The following is a 19,282-nucleotide window of genomic DNA, read 5'->3' on the forward strand; positions in this document are numbered from 1 at the left end:
ACTTTTCAGAAAATTTGTAAGCAAAATAAATGCCAATATGCAATTCAATGATTTTTCTAAGGTGAGAACTCTTTCTGCTAAAACATACCTAAAGATGTTCACAAAAATCAACGTTTCTATTGACCTTGAGTTAATGCTTTAAAAAGATTGCATAAGTTTAATGCTTATTTGCTCAAGACAAGACTGCACCACTTTTGCACATTCAGCACATCAACAATGCAGTTGAGTTGAGAGACTATTTTAATATTTTTCTTATAAAATAAATGTAAAATTTAAATTTCATATAAATAAAATAATAAATTTCAGCATCTTATATTATTTTATAAAATATTGGCATAGTCATTGCTATATCTTCCATGAGTCAAAGACGACTCCAATAAAATTTGTAAGACGGCCAACGATGTCCGCTCTGATCGCTTCAGTCATCTGTTTATTCAGTGACTGCAAAAACACGCTCAGTTCAGTCAGGAGAAGGTTATGTCTTCAAATTTAGAAGCAAAAAAAGCAACAAAAATCAGTCTTTTTAGTTTTAGCAGCGCAGCAATGAGAGCCTTCCATATGAGTTGGCTCGCGTTTTTTGTCTGTTTCTTTGCATGGTTTGCCTGTGCACCTTTAATGCCTGTCATCGCAGGGGAATTTCATCTCACTAAAGATCAGATTGCCAATATCAACATTGCTGCCGTCGCCATTACCATTTTGGTTCGTTTAATGGTTGGACCACTGTGTGATAAATACGGTCCGCGTAAAACCTATACCGCATTATTGATCATAGGCAGTATTCCTGTTTTTGGTGTGGCATGTGCCAATAGTTATGAATCTTTTCTCTTTTTTCGGTTATTGATTGGAGCAATTGGCGCAAGTTTTGTGATTACCCAATATCACACAAGCATTATGTTTGCGCCGAATGTTGTCGGTACTGCCAATGCAACCACCGCGGGTTGGGGTAATGCAGGTGGTGGCGCAACGCAAGCCTTAATGCCGTTAATGCTCAGTGCTTTGGTGATGTTTGGCGTTGAACAAACTATGGGATGGAGAGTTGCACTGATTATTCCCGGTGTGATGATGCTGATTGTGGGGGCGATGTATTGGAAATTTACCCAAGACTGTCCACAAGGTGACTTTAAGGAACTTCGTGCGCAAGGCGTACATGTCGGAAGTGATAAAAAAGGTGGTCTTGCGATTTTAAAACACGCCGCTAAAAACTACCGTGTATGGATTTTATTTGGTGCGTATGCAGCGTGTTTCGGGATTGAAATTTTCATTCATAACATCGTGGCAATGTACTACGTCGATCATTTCAGCTTTGGTTTAAAAGAAGCAGGCATGGCAGCAGGGATCTTCGGTTTACTTGCGTTATTTGCCCGTGCTTTAGGTGGGATTGTTTCAGACAAAGTGGCAACCAAAAAAGGCTTGGATGGTCGTACTAAAGTGTTGTTTGCCATGATTTTAATGGAAGGTTTATTCCTCATCGTATTCTCACAAATGAACACAGCCATCTACGCCATTCTTGCGATGACTGTATTTGCTTTATTTACCCACATGGCATGTGGTGCAACCTATGCACTTGTGCCATTCATTGACCGTGATGCTTTGGGCGGTGTAGCAGGCATTATTGGTGCAGGTGGCAATGTTGGCGCAGTTGCAGCAGGGTTCTTACTCAAAGGCATGTTGGACATTCAAACGACATTAATGGTGTTGGGCGGTTTGGTGGTGATTGCAGCAAGTTTTGTGTTGATGATTCGCTTCTCCGTTGAGCATAAAGAGAAAGAGCAAAAGTTATTTGAAGCTGCGGTACTTGAGCGCCAAAGCCTTGAGCAAGAAGCCATCAGCCTGAAAAATAGCGTTTAACTACAACAATAACAACAAAATTTGAGGAGAATTGAAATGAAACTAGTCATGATTGGTCACGGAATGGTCGGACACAAATTCATTGAATCTGTGTTGGAACATGCAGGTGATGAAGTTGAAATTACCATCTTGGCAGAAGAACCCCGTTTAGCGTATGACCGTGTGCATTTGACTGAATATTTCACAGGTAAATCGGCAAAAGATTTAACTCTGTGTCGCTCAGATTTTGCCGATGCCTATGGGATTGATCTGCGTTTAAGCACCAAAGCGACAGCAATTGATACAGTCAATAAGTTGATCACCACCAATCACGGCGATGTCATTAGCTATGACAAACTCGTTCTTGCCACAGGTTCTTATGCGTTTGTACCACCGATTCCGGGCAATGATCGTCAGAATTGTTTTGTGTACCGCACCATTGAAGACCTAGATGCGCTCAAAAAAGCGAGTTTAAATGCTAAAACAGGTGTGGTGATTGGTGGCGGTCTGCTTGGTTTAGAAGCGGCGAAAGCTTTACGTGATTTGAGTTTGGATACCCATGTCGTTGAATTTGCACCACGGTTAATGGCGGTACAAATTGATGATTTAGGTGGAAAAGTTCTACGCTCTAAAATCGAAAATTTAGGCGTAAAAGTTCATACCCAAAAGGCTACTTCTTCAATTGAAGATGGTGTAAATGCTACGCATGTCATGAAGTTTGGTGATGGTTCTGAACTAGAAACCGATATTGTCTTATTCTCCGCAGGGATTCGCCCACGTGATGAACTCGCACGTCAAAGTGGTTTAGCCATTGGTGAGCGTGGCGGGATCATCATCAATGATTATTGCCAAACGTCTGATGCAGACATTTATGCGATTGGTGAATGTGCATTATGGCAAAATAAAATCTATGGTTTAGTTGCACCGGGCTATGATATGGCACGGATTGCGGCAAAACATGTACTGCAACAAAGTTGTACTGAATTTGCAGGTGCAGACATGAGCACCAAACTCAAGCTGATGGGTGTTGACGTTGCATCAGTCGGTGATGCACATGCCATGACCCCAAATGCACTGAGCTATTTCTATGCTGATGAAGACACGATGGTGTATAAAAAAATCGTGGTCAATGCAGAAAAAACCAAGCTACTTGGTGCCGTGTTGGTCGGTTGTGCTAAGGAATATAACGATTTATTGCAAATGATGCTGAATGGATTGGACGTTCCCGAAAATCCTGAAAGTTTAATCATGCCCGGCTATGCACAATCATCTGCAAAATCAGGTGGAAGTGGTGTAGACCTACTGCCCGACAGTGCCACCATTTGCTCATGTAATAACGTGTCTAAAGCCGATATTTGTTCGGCAATTGCGGATGGTTCAACCTCTTTAGGCGCACTGAAAAAATGCACCAAAGCAGCAACCGCATGTGGAGGTTGTGCACCATTAGTGACGCAAGTTTTAAAATCGGAATTACAACGGCAAGGGGTGACGGTCAATAATCATCTTTGCGAACACTTTGCTTATTCACGTCAAGAGTTGTATCACTTGGTACGTGTCAATGAAATTAAAACTTTTGATGATCTGATTCAACAGCATGGGCATGGGTTGGGCTGTGATATCTGTAAACCAACGGCGGCAAATATTCTTGCTTCTTGTTGGAATGACTTTGTGCTGAAACCAAGCCACGCAGGGCTTCAAGACAGTAATGACTACTATCTTGGCAACATTCAAAAAGATGGTTCTTATTCGGTTGTACCGCGTATGGCAGGTGGTGAAGTCACACCTGATGGTTTGATTGCGATTGGTCAAATTGCCAAAGAATATAGTTTGTATACCAAACTGACAGGCGGTCAGCGTGTGGATATGTTTGGCGCACAATTGCATCAACTGCCTGAAATTTGGAAAAAACTGATTGATGCAGGCTTTGAATCAGGTCATGCCTACGGTAAATCATTACGTACAGTCAAATCCTGTGTCGGTAGTACATGGTGCCGCTATGGTGTGGATGATTCTGTCGGTTTAGCCATTTTCCTTGAAAATCGCTACAAGGGTTTACGTTCACCGCATAAACTGAAAATGGCTGTTTCAGGTTGTACCCGTGAATGTGCCGAAGCACAAAGCAAAGATGTCGGTGTGATTGCCACTGAAAAAGGTTGGAATCTCTATGTTTGTGGTAATGGTGGGATGAAACCACGCCATGCCGAACTACTAGCTTCTGACCTAGATACACAAACCTTAATCAAATATATCGACCGATTCTTTATGTTCTATATCCAAACGGCGGATCGTTTGCAACGGACTTCTGTGTGGCGCGACAACATGGAAGGTGGTTTGGACTATCTCAAAGATGTAGTGGTCAATGATTCTTTAGGAGTCGCTACCGAACTTGAACGCCGTATGAGTCATGTGGTCGGGACTTATCAAGATGAATGGCGTACTGCAGTTGAAGACCCTGAAGTGCGTAAACGTTTTGTGACCTTTATCAATGCCAAAGCGGAACAACAACAAGATCCGCATATCCAATTTACTGAAGTTCGTGGACAAATTCGTCCAAAAACTGAAGCTGAACGTGATGTGAGTCGTATTCCTGTGGTTGAGGCTTAATGAAAGCAATAGAAAACTTGCAAAAGTTAAAATGAAAATTTTCCATTATTTTTCAAATTAAAAGTGCCTGATCTTGCACCCAATATGGCTCAGTAACAAGGCTCTAGGAGGAGAATACCTCTCCCTAACCCTCTCCTATGAGGAGAGGGAACTTGAATCTGAAATGAATTGATGGATAAAAAACAACTTAAACTTAAGCAAGAGATCTAAAAAAGCTAAAGAGTGAAAAGAGGAACATAAGATGACAATTTTAAAAGAAATGAATGATTTAGATTGGATTGATATTTGCGCATTAGAAGAAATTACCGCAAATACAGGTGTTGGCGCGTTGATTGAAAATCAACAAATTGCCATTTTCCGTGTGGGTTCTGAAAAGCGTGTTTATGCACTCAGCAACCAAGACCCATTTAGCAAAGCTTTTGTGATGGCTCGTGGCATTATTGGCGATGTGCAAGGCGAACGTGTGATTGCCTCACCCATTTACAAACAGCATTTCAGCTTGGCAACAGGGCGTTGTTTGGAAGATAAGGAGCAAAAATTGTTGGTTTTTCCGAGCAAAATTGAAAATGGTCGAGTGATGATTAGCCCGACACCACAAAAAACTTATATTACCAATAACGGCACTTCACAGGAAAAAATGAAGTTGGTGTTAATTGGCAATGGTTTGGCAGGTATGCGTTGTCTCGAAGATTTGCTTGATATGGCACCTGAACGTTATGAAGTGACAGTGATTGGTGAAGAGCCGTGGGGCAACTATAACCGCATTATGTTATCGCCTGTATTGTCAGGAGATAAAACCATTGAAGACATTATGCTGCATCCGCATGCATGGTATAGCGAGAAAAATATTCGTTTTATTGCAGGTGATGCTGCTGTACGCATTGACCGTCCACGTAAGCAGATTTATACCGAAAAAGGTTTAATCGTGGATTATGACCGACTGATTTTAGCCACAGGTTCAAAACCATTTATTCCGCCTGTTAAGGGTGCAGATTTGGACGGTGTAATCAGTTTTCGTGATATTTATGATGTCAATAAAATGCTCGATTATTGTCAGTCTAAACAAAATGCGGTGGTGATTGGTGGTGGTCTTTTGGGTTTAGAAGCCGCTTATGGTCTAAAACAACGTGGTATGAATGTCACGGTTTTGCATTTGATGGATCGCATTATGGAACGTCAGTTGGATGCCAAAGCGAGCCAAATGCTACGCCATAGTATTGAGCAAAAAGGCATTTCAATCATCACCGAAGCAAATACTGAAGCATTGCTTGGTGATGAAAATGGTCATGTGACGCAAGTACAACTGAAAGATGGAACAATTCTAAGTGCAGATTTAGTGGTTTTTGCTGTGGGTATTCGTCCAAATATGGCTTTGGCGCAAAGTGCAGGTTTACGTTGTAACCGTGGCGTGTTGGTCAATGACACCATGCAAACTTATGACCCAAGTATTTATGCGGTTGGAGAATGTATTGAGCATCGTCAGCAAACATTTGGTTTGGTTGAGCCGTTGTGGGGACAAGCGTTTATTTGTGCCTCGCATTTGGCGGAGCATGGCAGTTTGACCTTTAAAGCACCAACGGTTCCAACACAGTTAAAAGTCAGTGGTTGTGATGTGTTTTCAGCAGGCAGAATTGATCTTGAAAAGAATACTGATGAAGAGTTTGAAGACATCGTGTTGAATGATGAAAAACGTCAGATTTATAAACGGATTATTATTCAAAAAGATAAGGTGATTGGTGCGGTGTTGTTTGGTGATACGGAAGATGGTACTTGGTATGCCGAGTTGATTTCGGATCAAACGCCAATTTCTTCAATTCGTAATAAATTGCTGTTTGGTAAGGATTTTGCTTTGAAGAAGGCAGGGTGAATAAAGCAATCTCCCCTAACCCCTCATATTTTGAATAGTAGAGGCTCCCTCCTTTCTTAAAGGAGGGTTGGGGAGGATTAAAGCTTCTGTTGTACAAAATATTATTTTTAAATAAATCTTAGTTAGCTGAATCACGGTTTAATCATTCAGGAGCACAGCAGAAAATGAACACTATCCCTATAATGGAACTGCACAGCTCCACAGAAAATAAAACGACTACCCAAACCACGTGCCCTTACTGCGGTGTGGGGTGTGGGGTGACTGCAACAGTTGAAAATACAGTGCTTGGGCAAAAAGTGTCTGTGGTGGGCGATGTCAATCATCCCTCAAATTATGGAAAACTCTGTATTAAAGGCAGTAATTTAGCCGATACAGTGGGTTTAGAAACTCGTGTTTTACATCCCATGCTTGGGCGAAATACTGTAAATCAACGACAAGTTACAGATTGGAATACCGCAACAGATTTAATTGCCAATAAATTTCAACAATGTATAGACCTATATGGTCGTGACAGCATCGCTTTTTATGTATCAGGTCAATTGCTGACTGAAGACTATTATGTGGTGAATAAATTCGTCAAAGGTTATTTGGGTACAGCAAACATTGATACCAATTCAAGACTATGTATGTCCTCCGCCGTTGCAGCACATAAACGTGCTTTTGGCGAAGACTTGGTTCCTGCGAGTTATGAAGATTTTGAACAGACCGACATGGTGGTTTTAGTCGGTTCAAATACGGCTTGGTGTCATCCTGTGTTATATCAACGGATTATGCAAGCCAAGGAAAAGCGAGACTTATTTGTTGTGGTGATCGACCCGCGTTTTACAGCGACGTGTGAAACTGCTGATTTACATTTACCGATTTTGATTGGACAAGATGTTTCACTATTCAATGGTTTATTGCAATATTTACAGCAAAATGGTCATGCTGACAGCGAGTTTATTCAAAAACATACACAAGGTTTAGATGCATTCTTAGACAGTTCACAAGCTGAATCAGATATTGGAAATGTTGCCTTAAAAACAGGGATTTCACTCGAAAAATTACAATTATTCTTTAAAAAATTTGCCCAAACAGAAAAAGTCATGACGCTATTTTCCATGGGGGTCAATCAGTCTTCTCGTGGTGTCGATAAAGCCAATAGCATTATTAATTGTCATTTATTCACAGGGAAAATAGGCAAGTTGGGTGCTGCACCATTTTCCATGACAGGGCAACCGAATGCCATGGGAGGGCGTGAAGTTGGCGGACTAGCCAATATGCTTGCTGCGCATATGGATTTGGATAATCCAAAACATCAGCAACTTGTACAAAGTTTTTGGAATAGTCCTACCATTGCCACGCAAGCGGGTTTAAAAGCAGTAGATCTTTTTGAAGCCGTTGAAAGTGGCAAAATAAAAGCACTTTGGATCATGGCGACCAATCCTGTAGTAAGTTTACCCAATGCAGATCAGGTCAAACGTGCTTTAGACAAATGTGAATTTGTTGTAATTTCAGATATTTGCCAAGATACGGATACCACACAATATGCAGACGTTTTATTACCTGCACTCGGTTGGGGTGAAAAAGATGGCACAGTGACTAACTCGGAACGTCGTATTTCAAGGCAACGAGCTTTTTTAGACGCACCTGCACAAGCCAAAGCGGATTGGTGGGCAGTTGCTCAAGTGGCAAAAAAAATGGGATTTTCAGGTTTTGATTTCGCAAATAGCCATGAGATTTTTAAAGAACATGCGCAATTATCTGCTTATCAGAATGCGGAAATCTCCAAACGGGATGATGTTAAAAATTTTCGATATTTCAATTTACAAGGTTTAACTGAACTTTCATTGTCCGAATATAACGAACTTGAGCCTGTGCAATGGCCCATTCTTCAAAAAAATCAATCAAATACGGACTATGCACAACTGTTTGCAAATGGACAATTTAGCCATGCGGATGCTAAGGCAAAATTTATTGCCCCCGCTGCAATAGATCCGATGTATTCAACCAATTCTGAATATCCCTTAATTTTAAATACAGGACGGATTCGTGACCAATGGCATACCATGACACGCACAGGTTTATCAGCCAATTTAAGTACACATAAAGCAGAGCCTTTTTGTGAAATTCATCCTCACGATGCTTTGAAATATGGCTTAAAAGAAGGGGAGTTGGTTGAAGTAAAATCGGCTTGGGGACAGTGCGTATTGCGTGTCATGTTAAGCGACAATATTCGTCGTGGGCAGATTTTTGCCCCGATTCATTGGAATGATCAATTTGCTTCAGATGCGCGTATAGGTAAAGTGGTCAATCCTGTGGTCGATCAGATTTCAGGAGAACCTGAGTTTAAACATACACCTGTGATGATTCAGCCATTTTATACCCAATGGCAAGGCGTGTTTTATGTACGCAAAGGTTTTGAGCATATTGTCAAAAGTCCAATTGAAAATGCTGTGTGGTGGACAAAGATTCAAACGGCAAAAGCGGTGCGTTATGAATTGGCTGATCGTCGTCGTTTTACTCAAACTACAGAACATTTAAAACAACTTTTACCTTTTGAAGATGAAAGTTTTGAATGGCTGAACCTTGAAGATCAAACTGCACAGATCAGTCATAGTGTGGTGCTGCAAGATGGTCAATTGATCGCAAGTTTATATATTGCACCCAAAGCATTGTTACCTGATCGGGATTGGGTGGCGAGTTTATTTAAACGTGAACGCTTAAGTGCGATGCATCGTAAGGCTTTGCTTGCAGGTCAAGCCATGTCAATGGGTAGCAGTGATGGTGCTTTAGTGTGTAGTTGTTTTAAAGTCGGTAAAAATCGGATAATTGAAACGATTAAAGCCAATAATATCAGCAATGAAAAACAAGTGACTGCGTGTTTAAAAGCAGGGGGGAACTGTGGTTCTTGTTTACCTGAAATTCGCGGTTTGATTAAAGCGTGTCAACTGGAAGATACATCGTCTATTTTATCATCAGTTGAAAAAATGGGAAAGATTAAGTGATAATTTAGTCTTTCTCAACATCATGGCTATCATTAAAATATATTGGAACCAAAGCATACTATATATCTTCAATATTCATGTTTAAAATTTATTAAATTGATATTTTTGAGTTTTCACCTTATGAATTCATTTTGGTCTAAATTAATTTCTGCTGTAACACATACACTTTTAAATAAATTAAAGAAAAATCAATCAAAATATCAAACAGATATTGCAACCGCAACAGATGATAATGACTCGAATAATATTGGCTTTGCTCAGGATAAAATTTCACATATTAGCCCAGCAGGTGTCGAGTTAATTTGTAATTTTGAGGGTTTAAGTCTAGAGGCTTATTTAGACAGTGCAAATATTTGGACTATTGGTTATGGAACGACCATTTATCCAAACGGTCAGCGAGTTTCACAAAATGACCAATGCACACTCAAGCAAGCACAAGAATTTATGCAACATGATTTACAACGTTTTGAAAAAGCAGTCGCTAGAGCAGTTCAAGTTTCAGTGAATCAAAGTCAATTTGATGCCTTAGTGTCTTTAACCTATAACATTGGAATTTCAGCATTTCAGAGTTCAACATTGTTGAAATATTTAAATGCCGTTGATTTTAAATCTGCGAGTGATCAATTTGATGTATGGATTAAATCAGGTGGAAAGACTGTACAAGGTTTAGTGAATCGTAGAGCGATCGAAAAAGCAAAATTTTTGTCTTAAAAATTCTTTGAGTTTATATGTGCAGGCTACAATCTCTGATATGTTATTTAACATAATATACATTATGCGAAATTTAAAATATTATAAATAATCCAAGAATACAGATGATTTATCTACTGATAATATTATTGATCAGTGAATTAAACCAATTTCTTGAAATAGTTTTTTATACGCTTCAGCTTTTTGTTGTAATGGTAAAGGATAAGCTCGTGAAGATGATGGCATACGGTATAAAGTTATAGAACGCCGATCAAATACAGTTTGAACTGAATGACCAATCTGTGGCTTTTCTGCACTGTCCATCATAGATAACATCAAAGTATCTGTGGCTTTATCACCTGTGGTCATAATATTGTTGCATTCAGGCATTTGATCCAACAGTAATTTTAAGTTAGTTGGTGTTTCAATCTGCAAAAATTTGTCTGATGCATTGCCTTTTAAACGAATCACTTGATACGCTGTGTCAAAAATTGCAATGCCTTTGTCATTTAAAAAATCTTTAATCAATTGTTCTTTAAAATTTTTATTCGACAAATCTAAAAAGTAGTCTTTATCATTAAAAAAAATTAATCCAAAAATCCGCCACATATCATTTTGATAGTTTGGATAATAAAAATTCATTTTCCAGCGAATTTTTGGTGGTGGAAAACTTCCTAACATCAAAAGCTTAGCATTGGGTGGTAGGAATGGTTTTAGTGGATGGGTTTCTATAATTTGATCTGTCATTTATAACAATATTTGTTCATCTGCATGACTTATTTTAACATTTTCATAAATAGCAGTAGATATGTATTTTTAAATTTTACATTAACACGTTAAAAGACAAAATAAGTCTGTTCTTTCATTAATTTATATAAATATATGCATCTATATAGGTGTCAAGTATTTAAAATTTAAGATAAAAATAGGGAGCTTTTGCTCCCTATTCTTTAATTCTTTTCACGATAGTATTGATGTTTTCTTTTTGAGTTATGTTTCCAATTTTTTCCACCATAGCAAGAGAATGGTGTAAGGTCTTCCCAAGAATCAAATATCTTACAACGCTTATACCTTAATCTAATACGATAAGTTTTGTATTCAATACGATGTAAGAAATAAAAACTTTTCTCCTGCTTTGTACTAAAATGGCGATACCATTTATCTTGGCGATTAGGAAAAAATTCATCATCATAATCACCAGTTAACCCCTTTTTAACAACTTTTACATATTGTTGTTTAAGGCATTTAAGTTTATCCATATTTCTCTCATTAGGTAGTTGAAACCTAATAGAGAGTTCTTGCGTAGTAATTCATATTTTATGTTCTTGTTAAATTTCACTTATTTTATCACAGGAATTTGCTGAAAATAAACGTTGAAATTTCTTTTGCCCAAATCTGATAAATCTCTTTACTTGGATGAAAACCATCTTTTGCCATTTGTAAATTTAAAGCTTTAAAATGTGCTAAATCAAACTGAATTAATTGATAGCGCGTTGCCTTCTGTTGTAATGATTTATTTTGAATAAAATTTGCTAATTTCTGATTCATGGCACTGGAGTATTGTCCAAATAACCATCCTAAAGGATTTGGCAAAGCAGGAAATAAGTCCATTGGCGGCACGGATGTCACTAATATTAATTGTGGTGAAAACTTATTTTCAATTTCAGTATAAAACTGTTGTTGTAACTGAATCCACTTTTTCGGTGCAGTGAGTTTAGTCACGTCATTCACGCCAACTGAGCTGATGACAACATCAAAGTGTTGTTTTTCTAGTAGCTGTGTTCGCTCTAAAACTTGTACTGTCGTATCCCCTGTTTTTGCTTCAAGTTGATAGCTAATTTCAAAATCTTGTTTTAACTCATGTAACAGTGAACCAAGCAAAGCATCCTGTTGATGTTCAACACCTACACCTGCCGCAGCAGAATCACCAAGGATTAATATGGATAGCGGTTTGCCCTTCCCCATTGTTCCCTGCCTTTTTCCCTGTGGCTCAGATAAGCGTAGCGTGTTTTTCTTTACTCTATAACCTTGTATAAGTAGTGCAGGAACTAGAGTAAGTGTTACGATTTTGAGTTTTGACATATTTTAAATACTTAGGTTGTTTATATAGAAAAGACTCTTTCGAGTCTTATCAAATACTTAACCGAGTTTATTGACAATTTTCAACGGTAAAACTTTCATTGCCAAGCCAAGCGGTAACCACGGCCATTGAGGGACATATGCTTTAACAGGTTGTTTTTCAATGGCTTTGACCAATAAGTGGGAACCTGTTTCAACATCCACTTCAAAAGGTAATTTTTTTGCACCTTCATTGATTTCAGTACGGATATAGCCTGGGAAAATCGTTGAAACTTTGATTTTAGTATCAATCAGTTCAGCACGAATGCCTTCTGCCAAATGTGCAACTGCTGCTTTACTTGCACCATAAGCAGTCAAATGTTTTGGCATGCCACGAATGGCGCTCATTGAAGAAATTACCACCAAATGCCCAAACTTTTGCTCACGGAAAATTTCCACAGCCGCTTCACATTGTGCCAAAGCAGAAATGAAATTGGTTTCAACGGTCGCACGGTTAATTTCAAATTTTCCATTGCCTATACGACGTCCATCGCCTACACCTGCATTGACAATAATACGGTCAATGGTGCCAAAGTCTTGTTTAAACTCACGGAAGACCTGAAAGACCTGATCATAGGCAGTCACATCTAAAGTTTTAGCAATGACTTTTACACCGTATTTAGATTCGAGTTCTTGTTTTAAATCTTGCAAGCGTTCCAAACGACGTGCGCACACTGCCAAATTATAGCCTTTTTGGGCAAATTCACGTGCCATTCCTGCACCTATTCCTGAACTTGCGCCTGTAATTAAAATGGTTTTTGCCATGAGATCTTCCTGAATATTTCTGTTAATTTTTTCAATTTGTTTTAATGGATGAATATTAAATCCATGTCAGCAATTGCGAATCTTCCGCCTTGATAAAATGATGTTCATTTAAACTCAAGAGCTGTGGTTCATTACCCACCAAGCGTAAAGTCGTTAAACTTGCATTGGCAATTGCCCAATTTAAGGCAAAGGTTTTATTTGGACTGAGTTCGAGTAATTTACCCGCTGCCACAGAAACCACACCGCCTGAAGTAAATACGACGGCATAACGTGGCTTGCTTTGAGCGAGTTCATCACACAAATTTTGTAAAGCTGTTTCGACACGGTTTTTAAAATTAGGCCATGATTCATCATATTCATGATGATAGTCCCCCCCTGTCCAACGTCCAATTGCACCTTCAAAAATTTTGGCTAAATACGCGCGAGGGCTTTCTTCTTTTGCGACTTCTTCACGTAATAAATGTGGCTCATTAAAACGTGGGTCATATTGGGCAAACACCTGTTGATGATTAAATTCATTCCAAGCATTGTCTGTGACGATCTTGGCTTCAGGAAAACATTCAGCCAATGCAAAATTCGCCGTTTGTTGATGGCGTTGCATTGAACCTGCCACCACATAAGGTTCTTCTTTCAAAATTTTATTGAAATATTGACCCAATACTTTTGCCTGTAGCTCGCCATTGGGTGAAAGCTTGTCATAGCTTGCTGCACCAAAAGATGCTTGTCCGTGACGAACCAAATAAATCGTGGTCATTTTGCTAAAATTTCCTTCATTTTTTCCATATATTTATGTGCAATTTCATTGGCTTCGAGTTTTTGTAAGCCGATTAATTTCAGCGCACGGATATGTAAGGCATGGATGACGATCCAAAAATCTTTAAATGCAGGATTATTGGTTTGTTTATGGTAGTAACGATAATAAATCTGTTGCGCAATCACCGCTAAACGGAAAATACCGAACACTTCATAGAATGTCCAATTTTCAGGTTGTAAACCTGTTTTCTGCAAATAGTAGTCCACCACTTCTTTACGGGTAAACATCCCTTTTAAATGTGTCGGTTGGCGACGGGTCGATTTAAAGATTTGATTGTCAGTGTCTTCGACCCAATAGGCTAAGGCTGCACCTAAATCCATGAGTGGATCGCCAATGGTCGCCATTTCCCAATCCAATACGCCAATAACTTGTGTCGGATTTTTAGGGTCAAGAATGACATTATCAAAACGCCAATCATTATGAATTAAACAACTTGTTGAATCAGCAGGAATATTTTCATTGAGCCATTTACGCACAAACTTAAAACTTGGCACATTGATCGTATGGGCTTTTTCATAACGAGAGTCCCAACCTTCAACCTGACGACGGCAGTATCCATCCCCTTTGCCTAATTGCTCAAGTGGCGTACCTTGATATGGAACTTGATGTAATTCAATCAGTTTATCCAAAACATTGATACATAGTTCACGGACTTCGGTTTCACCAAATTTTAATTCAGGTGGCAGTTTTGCACGTGGAATAATGCCTTCAATGCGTTTCATGACATAGAAATCACAGCCAATCACGGATTCATCCTGACACAATGCCACCATTTCAGGCAAAACAGGATAATACGGTGCAAGCCAAGTTTGAACGTTATATTCACGTGCCATGTCATGTGCGGATTTGGCTTTGGTTCCTTTGGGTGGACGACGTAAAATTAAATCGGCATTTTCGTATTTCAAACGATATGTCCAATTTGACGCTCCACCTGAATACTGTGTGACTTCCACAGGTCCTGAAATTTCAGAACCATTTTCAATGAGCCAATTACCCACTGCACGGACATCGAGTTCTTCACCTTCACGGACATTTCCACCAACATCAATCACTGACATGCTTTTTCCCTGATTTTGTAAATTTTGAATGGTGTGTATTTTCCTATGTCTATCTTTACATAGGAAAATGACATTGCAAATCATTTAAATAGCTTACTTCTTATGTGAACCATAACCACGTTTTTTCAATTCAAGTTTGGCGATCATGCCTTTATGCACTTCATCAGGACCATCGGCTAAACGTAAAGCACGAGCCTGCGCAAAGAATCCTGTCAATGGTGTATCACGTGATACGCCTGCACCGCCGTGAATCTGAATTGCCATATCCACCACTTTTTCAAGTACCGATGGCGCAACGACTTTAATTGCAGAGATTTCAGTCAATGCTGCCATGTTTCCTAAAGTATCCATTTTATAAGCTGCATACAAGGTCAATAAACGTGCCTGATCAATCGCAACCCGTGCTTCGGCAACCCGTTCGAGATTGCCACCGAGTTTTAAAATTTCTTTGCCAAATGCATGACGACTCATGCCACGGTCAATCATGAGTTCCAATGATTTTTCAGCCGCACCGATACAACGCATACAATGGTGAATACGTCCCGGTCCTAAGCGCCCTTGTGCGATAGCAAAACCTTGTCCCGCACCGCCAATAAAGTTGGCTACAGGTACACGGACATTATCAAAGCTGACTTCGCCGTGACCGTGAGGCGCATCATAATCTCCAAAAACAGGCAGCATACGCTCAATGGTTACGCCTTGCGTATCTACAGGAACCAATACCATCGAGTGTTGTTGATGACGACTTTTTGTTTCGTCAGGTGTATGTGCCATGAAAATAATGATTTTGGCATTGGGATCGCCCAAACCTGAAGACCACCATTTACGACCATTTAGAACAATTTCATCCCCTTCAACCACAGCGGTTGCTTGCATATTGGTCGCATCTGATGAGGCAACATCAGGTTCAGTCATACAAAAAACAGAACGAATTTTTCCATCAAGTAAAGGTTTCAGCCATTGTTGTTTTTGCGCGTCTGTTCCATAACGCCATAAGACTTCCATGTTGCCACTGTCAGGCGCGTTACAGTTAAATACGGTTGGTGCAATTAAACTGCGTCCTGAAAGTTCTGCAATATGGGCATATTCTTGTACAGACAAACCCTGACCGAGTTCAGGACAAGGCAAAAACATATTCCAAAGCCCTGCTTGTTTGGCTTTGTTTTTTAAAATTTCAAGTTGTGCAGGCCATTGCCATTTGGTCCAATCCCCACCTTGATTAAGGTGATGGACTTCATTCCAAAATTCTGTTTCGATGGGTTCAATTTCATTTTTTATAAATGCTTTGGTGCGTTCTACAAAATCCTGTGCACGTGCTGAAAGTTCAAACATCCTGCTGTTCCTATTATTCAATAAAAATAAAATGCTGATCGAGTCAAATATGAAATGTTCGCATGATCAATCTTGCTTTACATTACCTTAACTGAAAATATATTATGAACCAAATGATTTAATTCCATAGAAGATTATGAATAGTATTCATTCTAAAAACACCTTGGATATGGCAATTTTCCATCAGATAGATATCAATTTATATCCACTGTTTTTGACCATTTATGAGCAAAAAAGTATTTCCAAGGCAGCACAGATTTTATGTATTACCCAATCTGCTGCGAGCCATGCCCTGCAACGGCTTAGACAACATTTACAAGATGATTTATTTGTTCGTGCAGGCAATAAAATGTTACCCACGCCTTTTGCTGAGCAGATCTATTCACCTGTCAAAAATGCTTTATTTGTCATTCAAAATATTTCCAAACAAAAACAATCTTTTGATCCGACTATGGTGCATACCCTTAAAATTGCGGTTCATGATGAAATTGAACCGATTATTTTTCCGCAACTGGTACAACATTTTCAACAGCAACAATTGGATATTCAATTTTTCAGCAGTAAACTCGACCGTAAAAATGTTGTGGCTGACCTTGCCTCGCAGCAAATTGATTTTGTGATTGATCTCGAACAAAATTATGGTGAGCGCGTTTTGTATCATCCTTTGGTTCAGGATCAGTTTGTGATTTGTACCCAGCAAACTATAATGAACAGCGATCTATATTTTCAGGCACCACATATTGGAGTTTCATCACGCCGTACAGGCTTGTTATTGGAAGATATTTATTTAAATAAAAAACAATTCAGCCGACAAATTTTTATGCGTTGTCAGCATTATTCAACCGCCCTACAAGTGTTGTTACAGTATCCTGAAGCGGTGTTAACGATTCCACGACAAATTTTGTCGCATTTAAATATTGATCTAAGTATTTATATTCATGAACATCCGATTGAATTGCCTTTTTTAAATATGGGGATGTATTGGCATAAAGATTTAAGTGAAAATTTGAGACATAATTATTTGAAAAGTGAAATATTTAAGATTTTTGCTTAGGCTATTTATAAAAAATTTAATATGTCATCTAATTGTTATTGCTTTAATACTTTGTAAAATGGCATTTACAAAGTATTCTGCTTAAAATGATTAGAAATGATAGGCTGCTCGAATCATAGGTACACTCGCTGTTGCCCCTTTACCTGCTGCACCATTGGTATCATTGCCATATTTATTTTCCCAATATTGATAAGCAGCACCTACTTTAAATTTTTGTGATATATGTAACACTTTGCTTAAATCATACATTAGAGCAACATCAACAAAAATTTCAGGTTTGGTTTTATCACCAAATTCATTTTGACCTTTTGAACTCATCCATGTGGCAATACCATCAAAATTTAAACCTGTTGATGCAATAGGTATCCCCCATACAGCTTGTAAAGCAATGTAGGGATCATATGTGTATTTGTGATCAATCACATTGGGTTGATTGCTTTCAAATAAAGCCAACACATTAAAATTAAGATAGCCTACAACATCGAACATCACTGTAGGTCCAACAACCCACATTTGACGATTTGAACCATAATCATCATTTTTCGTATTCCAATCAAAACCAAAAGTTAAGCCATAACCTTTTGTTACACCTGCCGTATATAGCTCTTTCTGAAATATTTTACCAAAATCTAAGGTATGCCTATAAATTGCATAGGCTTCTTGTGCCCCTTTACCTGCTGCATTGCTATTAGGTTCATTATTAGAATGATGCAAATTAAGATGCACAAAATTTACACCATATTTATAAGTGCTATTATGCACAATAGAAAAAATTTGCTTATCTATATCAATTGCACGAGCATCTGCACTATTTTTGAAAGGCTCTGAAAATTCTTGCCCATAGCTCCATATCAATGCTGTATCACTCCATTCAGCAGCATGACTTTGTACAATCCAACAAAATATACAAATAGCAATATTCATTTTTAATATAAGTTTCATCTTATTTTTAAGCATTCAATACATCCTATATTGATCTTCACTACAGATTAAGTTTAAAAAAAGCCGACAATTTATCTAAAAATGTCGGCAGTTCTATTAACGAATGCCTTTTGCTTCAAGTAGTGGTAAAACCTGATCTCTAAAGTATGGAAATTCTTCAATATAATTTAAAAATGATAAAGTCGTACCACTGAACCCAACTTCATGTAATGCAATTATTTGTTCTGCAATACTTTCAGGTGTTCCAACCAATGGGTAACCACCATGACCAACTGCCATACGATCACGTAATTGTTGACGAATGTCATGTGGAAAACTATGAGCATGTGCAAACATAAGATTCATTAAATTATCAACAGCTTGTGTATCTTCGTTTGCAAGTTGACGATCCCATTCTGCCTGAGCCTCTTGCATGGTTGGACGACAAATAACATGTGAAAAAGTCATCACATTGGTCTTACGCCCAATATCGTGACCTGCTGCTTTTAATTCTTGAATTTCACTACCAGAACGCGCCAAATCAGATACTGGTGTAAATAGGAAATCGGCATTTTTAATTGCAAAATCCCGTCCTTGTTTAGAACCTGCAGCATTGAAAATAGGAGGTTTTACATGTGGATGAGGCTTACTATAACTGCCCTTTGTTTGAAAATATTGACCATTCCAGTCAAATGGTGTGTCACTTTCCCAAAGTTTTTCAATAAAATCAAACCATTCCTGTGCATAACCATAACGTGTTTCATGGTCATCGGGTAATTTTAATCCTAAGGCATCATATTCTGGTTTATTCCAGCCTGCTACAATATTCAACCCGACACGCTCTTTTCCAATTTGTGACATAGTCGCTATTTGTTTTGCTACAACCATAGGATGATTAACAGCCGCTTGCACTGTCGCAAAGACCACTAAGTTTTTAGTAGATGCCAATAAAGCAGAAGTCCATGTTAAAGTTTCTAAAATCGTGCCTTGAAAATCTTTTTGACCACCATAACCAATAAAACGGGCGATTGGCAAAATAAAATCAATACCAGCATCATCTAATAACTGTGCTAATTTTAAATTTTTATCCCAACTCGCATCCCATGTTTCATCTAGTGCTGAAGGTGTCATGCCACCTGAACAATTCGATGCAAATGTACCAAGTAAAAATTTATCACGTTCTAAAAATGGATGTTGTTGCATAGATAGCTTCCCGATTTATTTAAAAATTAAAAAACATTTGAT

At 38.6% G+C, this 19,282-nt stretch carries 15 protein-coding genes; 6 read left to right on the forward strand and 9 right to left on the reverse strand.

The window, feature by feature from the left end:
- Nucleotides 1–477: 477 nt before the first annotated feature.
- The 5 genes from HX005_RS07125 to HX005_RS07145 all read left to right on the forward strand — a co-directional run bounded on the left by HX005_RS07125 (nt 478) and on the right by HX005_RS07145 (nt 9,996).
- Nucleotides 478–1,848: an MFS transporter gene (locus HX005_RS07125; RefSeq protein ID WP_286376822.1), complete on the forward strand. Its 1,371-nt coding sequence runs from the start codon at nt 478–480 to the stop codon at nt 1,846–1,848.
- A 36-nt stretch (nt 1,849–1,884) separates the two neighbouring features.
- Nucleotides 1,885–4,431 (forward strand): nitrite reductase large subunit NirB, encoded by a 2,547-nt coding sequence (nirB, locus tag HX005_RS07130; RefSeq protein WP_286376823.1) that lies wholly within the window; start codon nt 1,885–1,887, stop codon nt 4,429–4,431.
- Between the two features lie 241 nt (nt 4,432–4,672).
- Nucleotides 4,673–6,298 (forward strand): nitrite reductase small subunit NirD, encoded by a 1,626-nt coding sequence (gene nirD, locus HX005_RS07135; protein ID WP_286376824.1) that lies wholly within the window; start codon nt 4,673–4,675, stop codon nt 6,296–6,298.
- A 164-nt stretch (nt 6,299–6,462) separates the two neighbouring features.
- Nucleotides 6,463–9,285: a nitrate reductase gene (locus HX005_RS07140; protein WP_286376825.1), complete on the forward strand. Its 2,823-nt coding sequence runs from the start codon at nt 6,463–6,465 to the stop codon at nt 9,283–9,285.
- Between the two features lie 120 nt (nt 9,286–9,405).
- Complete coding sequence (locus HX005_RS07145; protein ID WP_286376826.1) at nt 9,406–9,996, forward strand: lysozyme; 591 nt, start codon at nt 9,406–9,408, stop codon at nt 9,994–9,996.
- 132 nt (nt 9,997–10,128) lie between these two features.
- On the opposite strand, the gene HX005_RS07150 is transcribed toward HX005_RS07145, so the two are convergent.
- The 7 genes from HX005_RS07150 to HX005_RS07180 form a co-directional block, all read right to left on the reverse strand.
- Nucleotides 10,129–10,722, reverse strand: coding sequence for a uracil-DNA glycosylase family protein (locus HX005_RS07150; RefSeq protein ID WP_286376827.1), 594 nt, complete (start codon nt 10,720–10,722; stop codon nt 10,129–10,131).
- A gap of 203 nt (nt 10,723–10,925) precedes the next feature.
- The gene (locus HX005_RS07155) at nt 10,926–11,234 is read right to left on the reverse strand and encodes a hypothetical protein (RefSeq protein WP_107007685.1); all 309 of its coding nucleotides are present in this window, start codon (nt 11,232–11,234) and stop codon (nt 10,926–10,928) included.
- An 88-nt stretch (nt 11,235–11,322) separates the two neighbouring features.
- Nucleotides 11,323–12,057, reverse strand: a complete 735-nt coding sequence (locus HX005_RS07160) for an SGNH/GDSL hydrolase family protein (RefSeq protein ID WP_286376828.1) — start codon at nt 12,055–12,057, stop codon at nt 11,323–11,325.
- Between the two features lie 57 nt (nt 12,058–12,114).
- On the reverse strand, nt 12,115–12,858 hold the full coding sequence (locus tag HX005_RS07165; protein WP_286376829.1) for an SDR family oxidoreductase: 744 nt from the start codon (nt 12,856–12,858) through the stop codon (nt 12,115–12,117).
- Nucleotides 12,859–12,913: 55 nt separating this feature from the next.
- Nucleotides 12,914–13,612: a histidine phosphatase family protein gene (locus HX005_RS07170; RefSeq protein WP_286376830.1), complete on the reverse strand. Its 699-nt coding sequence runs from the start codon at nt 13,610–13,612 to the stop codon at nt 12,914–12,916.
- A complete protein-coding gene (locus HX005_RS07175) occupies nt 13,609–14,730 on the reverse strand; it encodes a phosphotransferase family protein (RefSeq protein ID WP_286376831.1) in 1,122 nt (373 codons plus the stop codon). The genes HX005_RS07170 and HX005_RS07175 overlap by 4 nt, the downstream gene beginning before the upstream one ends.
- A gap of 93 nt (nt 14,731–14,823) precedes the next feature.
- Nucleotides 14,824–16,062, reverse strand: a complete 1,239-nt coding sequence (locus tag HX005_RS07180; RefSeq protein ID WP_286376832.1) for an acyl-CoA dehydrogenase family protein — start codon at nt 16,060–16,062, stop codon at nt 14,824–14,826.
- 136 nt (nt 16,063–16,198) lie between these two features.
- Between HX005_RS07180 and HX005_RS07185 the strand changes: the two genes are divergently transcribed.
- Nucleotides 16,199–17,116, forward strand: coding sequence for a LysR family transcriptional regulator (locus HX005_RS07185; RefSeq protein ID WP_286376833.1), 918 nt, complete (start codon nt 16,199–16,201; stop codon nt 17,114–17,116).
- 90 nt (nt 17,117–17,206) lie between these two features.
- Here HX005_RS07185 and HX005_RS07190 read toward each other — a convergent pair whose 3' ends face one another.
- The gene (locus HX005_RS07190; RefSeq protein ID WP_286376834.1) at nt 17,207–18,073 is read right to left on the reverse strand and encodes a hypothetical protein; all 867 of its coding nucleotides are present in this window, start codon (nt 18,071–18,073) and stop codon (nt 17,207–17,209) included.
- An 81-nt stretch (nt 18,074–18,154) separates the two neighbouring features.
- The gene (locus HX005_RS07195; RefSeq protein ID WP_286376835.1) at nt 18,155–19,240 is read right to left on the reverse strand and encodes an LLM class flavin-dependent oxidoreductase; all 1,086 of its coding nucleotides are present in this window, start codon (nt 19,238–19,240) and stop codon (nt 18,155–18,157) included.
- Nucleotides 19,241–19,282 lie beyond the last annotated feature (42 nt).

The organism is Acinetobacter sp. R933-2 (genome assembly GCF_030325485.1).
In the GTDB taxonomy this organism is placed as follows: Bacteria; Pseudomonadota; Gammaproteobacteria; order Pseudomonadales; family Moraxellaceae; genus Acinetobacter; species Acinetobacter sichuanensis.

What these genes read in the sequence shown, in the direction of transcription:
- HX005_RS07125 (WP_286376822.1), top strand. Translation starts at nt 478, where the DNA reads ATGTCTTCAAATTTAGAAGCAAAAAAAGCAACAAAAATCAGTCTTTTT.
- nirB (WP_286376823.1), top strand. Translation starts at nt 1,885, where the DNA reads ATGAAACTAGTCATGATTGGTCACGGAATGGTCGGACACAAATTCATT.
- nirD (WP_286376824.1), top strand. Translation starts at nt 4,673, where the DNA reads ATGACAATTTTAAAAGAAATGAATGATTTAGATTGGATTGATATTTGC.
- HX005_RS07140 (WP_286376825.1), top strand. Translation starts at nt 6,463, where the DNA reads ATGAACACTATCCCTATAATGGAACTGCACAGCTCCACAGAAAATAAA.
- HX005_RS07145 (WP_286376826.1), top strand. Translation starts at nt 9,406, where the DNA reads ATGAATTCATTTTGGTCTAAATTAATTTCTGCTGTAACACATACACTT.
- HX005_RS07150 (WP_286376827.1), bottom strand. Translation starts at nt 10,722, where the DNA reads ATGACAGATCAAATTATAGAAACCCATCCACTAAAACCATTCCTACCA.
- HX005_RS07155 (WP_107007685.1), bottom strand. Translation starts at nt 11,234, where the DNA reads ATGGATAAACTTAAATGCCTTAAACAACAATATGTAAAAGTTGTTAAA.
- HX005_RS07160 (WP_286376828.1), bottom strand. Translation starts at nt 12,057, where the DNA reads ATGTCAAAACTCAAAATCGTAACACTTACTCTAGTTCCTGCACTACTT.
- HX005_RS07165 (WP_286376829.1), bottom strand. Translation starts at nt 12,858, where the DNA reads ATGGCAAAAACCATTTTAATTACAGGCGCAAGTTCAGGAATAGGTGCA.
- HX005_RS07170 (WP_286376830.1), bottom strand. Translation starts at nt 13,612, where the DNA reads ATGACCACGATTTATTTGGTTCGTCACGGACAAGCATCTTTTGGTGCA.
- HX005_RS07175 (WP_286376831.1), bottom strand. Translation starts at nt 14,730, where the DNA reads ATGTCAGTGATTGATGTTGGTGGAAATGTCCGTGAAGGTGAAGAACTC.
- HX005_RS07180 (WP_286376832.1), bottom strand. Translation starts at nt 16,062, where the DNA reads ATGTTTGAACTTTCAGCACGTGCACAGGATTTTGTAGAACGCACCAAA.
- HX005_RS07185 (WP_286376833.1), top strand. Translation starts at nt 16,199, where the DNA reads ATGAATAGTATTCATTCTAAAAACACCTTGGATATGGCAATTTTCCAT.
- HX005_RS07190 (WP_286376834.1), bottom strand. Translation starts at nt 18,073, where the DNA reads ATGCTTAAAAATAAGATGAAACTTATATTAAAAATGAATATTGCTATT.
- HX005_RS07195 (WP_286376835.1), bottom strand. Translation starts at nt 19,240, where the DNA reads ATGCAACAACATCCATTTTTAGAACGTGATAAATTTTTACTTGGTACA.